Origin of the sequence: Pseudonocardia lutea (genome assembly GCF_042658055.1) — a bacterium.
GTDB lineage: Bacteria > Actinomycetota > Actinomycetes > Mycobacteriales > Pseudonocardiaceae > Pseudonocardia > Pseudonocardia lutea.
In genome coordinates, this window is sequence record NZ_JBHSQK010000110.1 from 26,055 (window position 1) to 33,578 (window position 7,524).

The 7,524-nt window shown below is 68.8% G+C and carries 7 protein-coding genes; all 7 read left to right on the forward strand.

Annotated elements, in window-relative coordinates; genetic code table 11:
* Positions 1-76 precede the first annotated feature (76 nt).
* Positions 77-760: a GntR family transcriptional regulator gene (locus tag ACFQH9_RS30435; RefSeq protein ID WP_379571606.1), complete on the forward strand. Its 684-nt coding sequence runs from the start codon at positions 77-79 to the stop codon at positions 758-760.
* Between the two features lie 79 nt (positions 761-839).
* Positions 840-1,892 (forward strand): TauD/TfdA family dioxygenase, encoded by a 1,053-nt coding sequence (locus tag ACFQH9_RS30440; RefSeq protein ID WP_379571608.1) that lies wholly within the window; start codon positions 840-842, stop codon positions 1,890-1,892.
* Between the two features lie 2 nt (positions 1,893-1,894).
* The gene (locus ACFQH9_RS30445) at positions 1,895-3,322 is read left to right on the forward strand and encodes an MmgE/PrpD family protein (RefSeq protein WP_379571610.1); all 1,428 of its coding nucleotides are present in this window, start codon (positions 1,895-1,897) and stop codon (positions 3,320-3,322) included.
* Positions 3,319-4,689 carry an acyclic terpene utilization AtuA family protein gene (locus tag ACFQH9_RS30450; protein WP_379571612.1) on the forward strand — a complete coding sequence of 457 codons (1,371 nt, stop codon included), beginning with the start codon at positions 3,319-3,321 and terminating at the stop codon, positions 4,687-4,689. The genes ACFQH9_RS30445 and ACFQH9_RS30450 overlap by 4 nt, the downstream gene beginning before the upstream one ends.
* A complete protein-coding gene (locus ACFQH9_RS30455; protein ID WP_379571614.1) occupies positions 4,686-4,991 on the forward strand; it encodes a DUF4387 domain-containing protein in 306 nt (101 codons plus the stop codon). The genes ACFQH9_RS30450 and ACFQH9_RS30455 overlap by 4 nt, the downstream gene beginning before the upstream one ends.
* Positions 4,992-5,075: 84 nt before the next feature.
* Positions 5,076-6,431 (forward strand): MFS transporter, encoded by a 1,356-nt coding sequence (locus tag ACFQH9_RS30460; protein ID WP_379571616.1) that lies wholly within the window; start codon positions 5,076-5,078, stop codon positions 6,429-6,431.
* 23 nt (positions 6,432-6,454) lie between these two features.
* Positions 6,455-7,524: AMP-binding protein (locus ACFQH9_RS30465; RefSeq protein WP_379571618.1), on the forward strand; the 1,070-nt coding region annotated here is incomplete at its 3' end.

The following is a 7,524-nucleotide window of genomic DNA, read 5'->3' on the forward strand; positions in this document are numbered from 1 at the left end:
CGATCCTCTATCTGCTATAGCTTGTGAGCGACGTGCCGCCCACCCGGCGCGGCGCCTGACACGAGGAGTCGCACCCGTGACCGACCCGGCCGCGAATCCCCTGTCGTCACTCGAGCGGCACGAGTCCCTCGCCGAAAGGGCCTACCAGCAGATCCGCGAGAGCATCGCCAGTGGGGCCCTCGCCCCCGGACAGAAGGTCACCGAACGCAACCTGGCCTTCTTGCTCGGCGTGAGCCCCACCCCGGTCCGCGAGGCGCTGCGCCGCCTTGAACAGGAGCATCTGATCGAACGCCTCTCGACGCGTTCGCTCGCCGTAGCCAAGCATTCGACCGAGACGATGCAGGAGCTGCTCTACGCCGAATCCCTGCTGCGCGGGGCCCTCGCCCGCTTCGCCACGGAGAAGATCACCGACGAGGCGATCGAGGAGCTGGCCCGGATCGTCGAGGAACTGGGTGGCGAGGAGTCGATCGCCGACGTCGAGGTCGCCCAGCAGATCGCCGACCGGTTCGACGCCGTCCTGCGCCACGCCGCAGGCAACGCGTCCCTCGACTCGCTGGCGTCCAGCGCCGGGGTCTTCAGCCGGGCGCGCCGCATCCGGGCAATCGAGCACCGGTCCCCAGAGGAGCGGGAGGCGCGCCTACAGCTCCATCGTGAGATCGTCGCCGCGCTGCGTGCCCGAGACGCCGACCGCGTCGAGCGACTGACGCGTGAGCAGGTCGAGTCCTCGCGTCGTCTGCTGTCGAGCTCGGACCTCGACTGACCCGCTCTTGACATCAGCCTTCGGGCTCTGTTCTATCTGCTATAGCAACTCGCAGATACCCTGACGCAAGGAGGCGGCTGTGACGTACTCTCCGCTCAGCAAGGACGTGGCCTGGTTGCCGGCGGACCTCGAGGACGAGAACCGGTGGATCTACCGGCTCACCCCCGCAGACATCAGCGACATCGAGAACGCGCTGGCGGCCTCTAAGGCCGCCGGCGCGACGATCGAGACGCTGACCCGTGAGACGTTCCCGCTCGACACCTTCACCGACGCCCTCGCACTCACCCTGGACCGGCTGGAGAACGACCTCGGCTTGTTCGTGCTGCGCGGCCTGCCGGTCGAGCGCTTCACCAAGGACGAGCTCCGGCTGATCTACTGGGGAATCGGCCTGCACATGGGCACGGCGCGGACGCAGAGCTTCGCGGGAGATGTGCTCGGCGACGTCAAGGACTTCGGCCAGTCCCCCACCACGGCCAAGGGGCGTGGGTACATGTCGAGCCAGGGGCTGGGCTTTCATACCGACAGCGCCGACATCGTCGCGTTGTTCGTGCTGCGGACCGCCAAGAGTGGTGGGCGCAGCCTGTTCTGCAGCTCGGTCGCCGTCGCCGACGAAATCGCCCGCACCCGCCCGGACCTGTTCGAGGTGCTGCAGCAGCCGTTCTACCACTCCTGGAAGGGCCACGAGCAGCCCGGCGAGAAGCCGTACTACCAGCAGCCGATCTTCAGCTTCGAGGACGGGCGCTTCTCCTCGCGCTGGATCGCCACACACATCTGGGCAGCCCAGGAACTCGAGGGCGTTCCGCCGCTGACGGACGAGCAGATCGAGGCGATGAAGCTGCTCATCTCGCTCAACGACGACCCGCGCTTCCACACGTCGATGATGTTCGAGCCAGGCGACTTCCAGTTCCTCAACAACCACGTCACCTACCACGCGCGGACCGAGTTCGAGGATTGGGAGGACGAGGACCGCAAGCGCCACCTGCTGCGGCTGTGGCTTGCGCCGGCGAACTCGCGCCCGCTCAACGAGGGCATGAAGGAGTTCTACGGCGACATTCGGCCCGGCGTCCCCCGCGGCGGGTTCCCGTCGCACACCGACGAGCTCGTCTTCGTCACCAAGGCCACGGAGGTCTGAGCGTGACGACCACGGCCGAGACGCCGGCCCCGCCCGCGGCGCCGGCGATCCTCACCGCGCTGGCCGAGCGGATCTCCGCGTTCCGCTACGAGGAGCTCGACGACCATGCCCGTCAGCTGGTCCGCACGGCGTTCGTCGACACCCTGGGTGTGGCGCTCGCCGGCTCGGACTTCGCCGGGATCGCGGCCATCCGGACCGCCGCCGGCATCGCGGGGGCGAAGGAGGGATCCCTGGTCCTCGGGACCGCCGAGCGGGTCCCCACACTCGACGCCGGGCTCCTCAACGGGGTCGCAGCGCACGCCCTAGACCTCGACGACGGCAACTCGGCCATGGGCGGGCACCCGTCTGCCATGCTCGTCCCGGAGCTGCTCGCACTCGGCGAGGAGACCGACGCCTCGGCCGCAGACGTGGCGGTCGCGTATGCGGCCGGCTACGAGGTGATGGTCCGGCTGGCCTACGGCCTCAACCCCGGCCACTACAAGCGCGGCTGGCACCCCACCTCGACCATCGGCGTCATCGGCGTCGCGGCGGCTGCCGCGCGCCTGCTCGGGCTGCCCGCGGAACGCACCGCGACGGCCATGGCGATCGCGGTGTCGCATGCGGCGGGGGTGAAAGCCAACTTCGGCACGATGACGAAGTCCTTGCACGTCGGTCAGGCGGTCCGCAACGGGCTGTTCGCCGCCCGGCTCGCGGCGGAGGGCTTCACGGCAAACCCCGGCGCGCTCGACCACCAGCAGGGTTTTCTGCCGCTCTTCCAGGGCGACTCTGGGTACGACGCTGCCCGGATCGTCGCCGGGCTGGACGGCGCACCGCTGGCCTGTTCCGAACGCAACCCGATCAAGATCTACCCGTGCTGTCACAGCACCCATGGGGCGATCGAGGCCGCATGCGAGATCCGGGGAGCCGACGGGTTCGACACCGGCCGCATCGAGGACATCGAGATCGTCGTCGACCCGAACCGCATGCCGCACACGGACCGCCCGGTGCTGACCGAGGCCTTGTCCGGGAAGTTCAGCCTGCAGTATGTGACCTCGCGGGCCCTGCTCGCCGGGACCGTCGTCCTGGCGGACTTCGACGGCGACGCCCATCGCGACCCCGCCACGATCGCCCTGATGAGCAAGGTGCGCGTCCTCCCGGCCCCGCCGGGTGGCAAGCCAAACTCCTTCGCTGCCACCGTCCGTATCAGCCAGACCGACGGGAGCGAGTTCAGCGCCACGCGCGACCCCCACCTCTCCGAGAACGAGACCACGGTCGATCCGCCCGTGCTCTGGCAGAAATTCGAGGACTGCGCGGGCAGAGTGCTGCCGGCCGAGCGGGTGAGCGCCCTCGGCGAGGCCTTGCGTGGCTTCCCCGACACCGAGACGACCGTCCGCGAGCTCGTGCGGCTTGCCGAGGTCCACCCGCACACCGACGTGGAAGTGACATCATGATCGACCCGATCCGGGTGTTGTTCCCGGTGGGCATGCTGGGCGGGGGTTTCCCGCCTGAAACCGTGGCCCGCGGTATCGAGCTCGGCGCCGACATCATCGCCGTCGACGGCGGCTCCACCGACTCCGGACCCCACTACCTGGGTACCGCGACGGCGAAGACCGCCCGGGCGGCCGTCGAGCGGGATCTGCGGGTGCTCGTTCCCGCCGCACACGGCGCCGGCATCCCTCTCGTCATCGGCTCATGCGGCACCTCTGGGTGCGACGCGGGTGTGGATTGGGTCTACGAGGTCGTCGAGCGGATCTGCACCGACATCGGGATCACCCGCAAGGTCGCCCGGATCTACGCCGAACAGGACCCTGCCCGGCTCATCGAGCTGCTCGCCGACGACCGGATCCACCCGCTCGGCACTGCCGACGAGCTGAAACCGGAGACCCTGGAGCGGTGCCGGCACATCGTCGGGCTGATGGGGGCGGCACCATTCGCCGACGCCCTGCGCGACGGCGCAGAGATCGTGCTCGCCGGCCGTTCCACGGACACGGCACTGGCCGCGGTGCTGCCGCTGCTGCGCGGCCTGCCCGCAGGCCCGGCCTGGCACGCAGCCAAGATCGCCGAGTGCGGTGGACTCTGCACCGAGAATCCGCGCTCCGGCGGGGTCCTGCTGACCATCGACGACACCGGGTTCATCGTCGAGCCCCTGGCTGTCAACGCCCGCTGCACCACCCGCAGCGTCGCCGCGCACATGCTCTACGAGAACGCCGACCCGTTCCGGCTGCGTGAGCCCGCCGGCACGCTCGACGCGAGCGGCGCCGTGTACACCGCGATCGACGAGCGCCGGGTTCGGGTCGAGGGCTCCACTTTCGAGCCCGCCGCGCAGCAGACGATCAAGCTGGAGGGCGCGGCCTCGGTCGGCTTCCAGTCCCAGCTGATCACCGGCATCCGGGACCCGGAGATCCTCTGCCGGCTCGACGAGTGGAGCGGCCGGCTGATCGCCTACCTGGACAATCACGTCCCCTCGACCTTCGGGCTCACCCCCGATGAGTACCACTATTCGTTGCGCCGCTTCGGTCACGACGCCGTGCTCGGCGAGGCCGAGCCCGAGCGGGACACCGCGCCCCGCGAGGTCGGCGTCGTGCTCACCGTGACCGCCCGCGACCAGGCCACTGCCAGCGACCTGGCGAAGTTCGCCAATCCGCTCATGCTGCACCTGCCGATCGACGACGACAGCCCGTTCCCGACCTTCGCCTTCATCAGTTCCCCCGCGGAGACCAGGCGGGGCGAGGCGTTCGAGTTCGTCCTCCAGCACGCGGTCGACGTGGCCGACGAACGGGACCTGTTCCGCACGGTGCAGACGGTGGTGGGACAGTGACCAGACTCAGTGACGTCGCCACCCATGTCCGCTCGAAGAACGCCGGCCCTTTCTGGCTGACCATCGACGTCTTCCTACCCGACCGCCCCTCCTTCGACCGAGCCGTGGCCTCCGCACTCACCGACGCCGCCGAGCTCGGCAAGATCTACGACGTCGACCCCGCCGGCGTCCTCGTGTTCCCGATCCCCGACCTGAACGTCGTTAAGGTCTCCTTCCCACGGCCCACCACACAGGGCTCGCCCGAGGACCGGGACATGCACGGCGGCCAACAGTTCGTCCCTCTACTCGACCTACCCGTCTGAAACTCAGCCCGGCGCCTGACAGTCGCCATCCTCTCCCAGCCCCACGTCCGGGGGAGGCGCAATTCGACAGCGAGGAGGACCCTCGTGGACGCCCCCAGCACTGCCGCGGCACCCGACACCCGCGGCGCCGAGCTCATCGCTCGATTCGACCGGCTCCCCCACATGACCCGGGCCCACTGGGGGTGGCTACCCCTGCTCGGCCTGCTTTCCCTCGGCGACACCACTGACATCAACGTGCTCGCCTACGCCGCACCGGCGATGCGGGAGCACTGGGGTGTGTCGATCACCCAGATCGGCAATCTGACGTCGTTGTCGCTGCTGGGGATGTTCGTCGGGGCCCTGGCCGGCGGGCGGCTGGCCGATCGGTTCGGCCGAAAGCGACTTGTCCTGGGCGGGACGCTCCTCTACTCCATGTCCACCATCATCTGCGGGCTCGCGCCGAACCTCGCGGTCCTGGGCCTGTTCCGCACCCTGTCCGGTATCGGGATCCAGGCCGTCGTCGGAGTCCTCAGCGTCTACGTGGCGGAGATGTACCCCGCCAACGTCCGAGGTCGCAGCCAAGCGGCCGTGTTGGGGGTGGGACTGCTAGGGGTGCCGTTCACTGCCGTCGCAGCCAAGCTGATCATCCCGTTGGACCCGCAGTCCTGGCGCTGGATGTTCGTCGTCGGTGCAGTGGGCCTCGTCCCCGCCGTCCTCGGCCTGTTCCTGCTGCCGGAGTCCGTCAGATGGCTGGTCGCTAGCGGCCGCAATGAGGAAGCCGACCGGATCGTGTCCGGGTTGGAGGCACGCTACACGAACGAGCTGCCGTCGCCGGTGCTCGCGGTCCCGTCGGCGCCGCCTGCGCGCGGCAGGATGGTGGAGCTCTTCACTGGGTCTCAGCGCCGGATCACGATCGTCACTGCGCTGACGCTCGTTTTCGGGATCGTCGCGTTCTACGGCTTCAACTCCTGGGTACCGACCCTGCTCGTCGAGCGCGGCTACTCGACGGACACCGCGCTGATCATCACGACAGTGGTCTCCATCGCGCCCCCGTTCGGTGCGCTTGTCGCCATGCTGGTCACCGACCGCTGGCAGCGGCGCCGCGCCCTGGCCGTCACCTCCGTGACAATTGCTGCGCTCATGGTGATCTTCGCCGTCACCGACGCGCTCTGGCTCACCGTTGGCGCCGGATTCTTGATCGCGTTGCTCCTGCAGACGAACGCGGTCACGATTTACGCCTACCTCCCAGAGGTGTTCCCGACCTCGCTGCGCGCCTCCGGAGCCGGTCTGTCCAACGGAGCCGGACGACTCGCCGGCGTCGGTGGCGCTGCGCTTATCGCGGCGGTCTACGGCGTGACGGGGTTCGTTGGCGTCTTCCTGACCACCGCCTTGTTCTCTCTGATCACCGCAGTGACCATCGGCCTGTTCGGCGAGGACACACGCCATCGCTCACTCCGTTGACCTAACTCAGGAGGGACAGAACCATGCCCAACCTCGCTTCGAATCTCGTGGTCGCTGCCCGGACCGCAGGCGACCATCCCGCGCTGCGGCTCGACGAGCACGTGTTCACCTACCGCGATTTCCACCTCGCAGCGGCTGCGGTTGCCGGTGACCTTCGGGCGCGTGGGATCGGTCCGGGGGACCGCGTCGCCGTGAGCCTCCCCAACCTTCCTGTGCTCCCGGTGCTGTTCTACGGAGCACTCATCGTGGGCGCCGTCGTCGTTCCGATGAACCCGCTGCTCAGCACACGGGAGGTCGAGTTCCAGCTCCAGGACTCACAGGCTTCGATCCTCTTCAGCTGGGACGGCGCAGAGACTGACATTGCTGACGCTGCCCGGGCCGCTGAGGTCCCTCACATCATCGTCCCCACCAGCGGCGCGCTCGACCTCGGAGGCGATGTCCTCCTCGAACCCGTCGCCCGAAACGGCTCGGACACCGCCGTCATCCTCTACACCTCGGGCACCACGGGATCTCCGAAAGGCGCCGAGCTGACGCACCACAACCTGTTGTCCAACGCCGCAACCTCGGCCGAGACGATCCTGCGTGTCGGCCCCGAAGACGTGATCATGGGATGCCTGCCGCTGTTCCACGTCTTCGGCCTGACCTGCGGACTCAACGCAGCCGTCCTGGCCGGCGCCACGCTCACCCTGATCCCCCGATTCGACCCTGCGAAGGCCCTCGCCGTAGTCGCCCGGGACGGCGTGACGATCTTCCAAGGTGTGCCGACGATGTACGCAGCGATGCTGCACTCCCCCGCCGCAGCCGACACCGACATGATGTCGCTGCGACTGTGCACGACCGGCGGATCCGCCATGCCGGCTGAGGTGCTCCACAGCTTCGAGAAGCAATTCGGGTGCGAGGTCTACGAGGGCTACGGGCTGTCGGAGACCTCACCGGTCGCCGCCTCGAACCGCCCCGGGCACGAGCGCAGACCCGGCACCGTCGGCCTCCCGGTCCGGGGCTGCGAAATGCGCCTGCTCGACGACGTGGGCCACGATGTCCCGCCTGGCGAGCCTGGCGAGATCGCCATCCGCGGCGAGAACGTCATGAAGGG

Coding starts and splice junctions, on each gene's coding strand:
- ACFQH9_RS30450 (WP_379571612.1), top strand. CDS start 3,319: ATGATCGACCCGATCCGGGTGTTGTTCCCGGTGGGCATGCTGGGCGGG.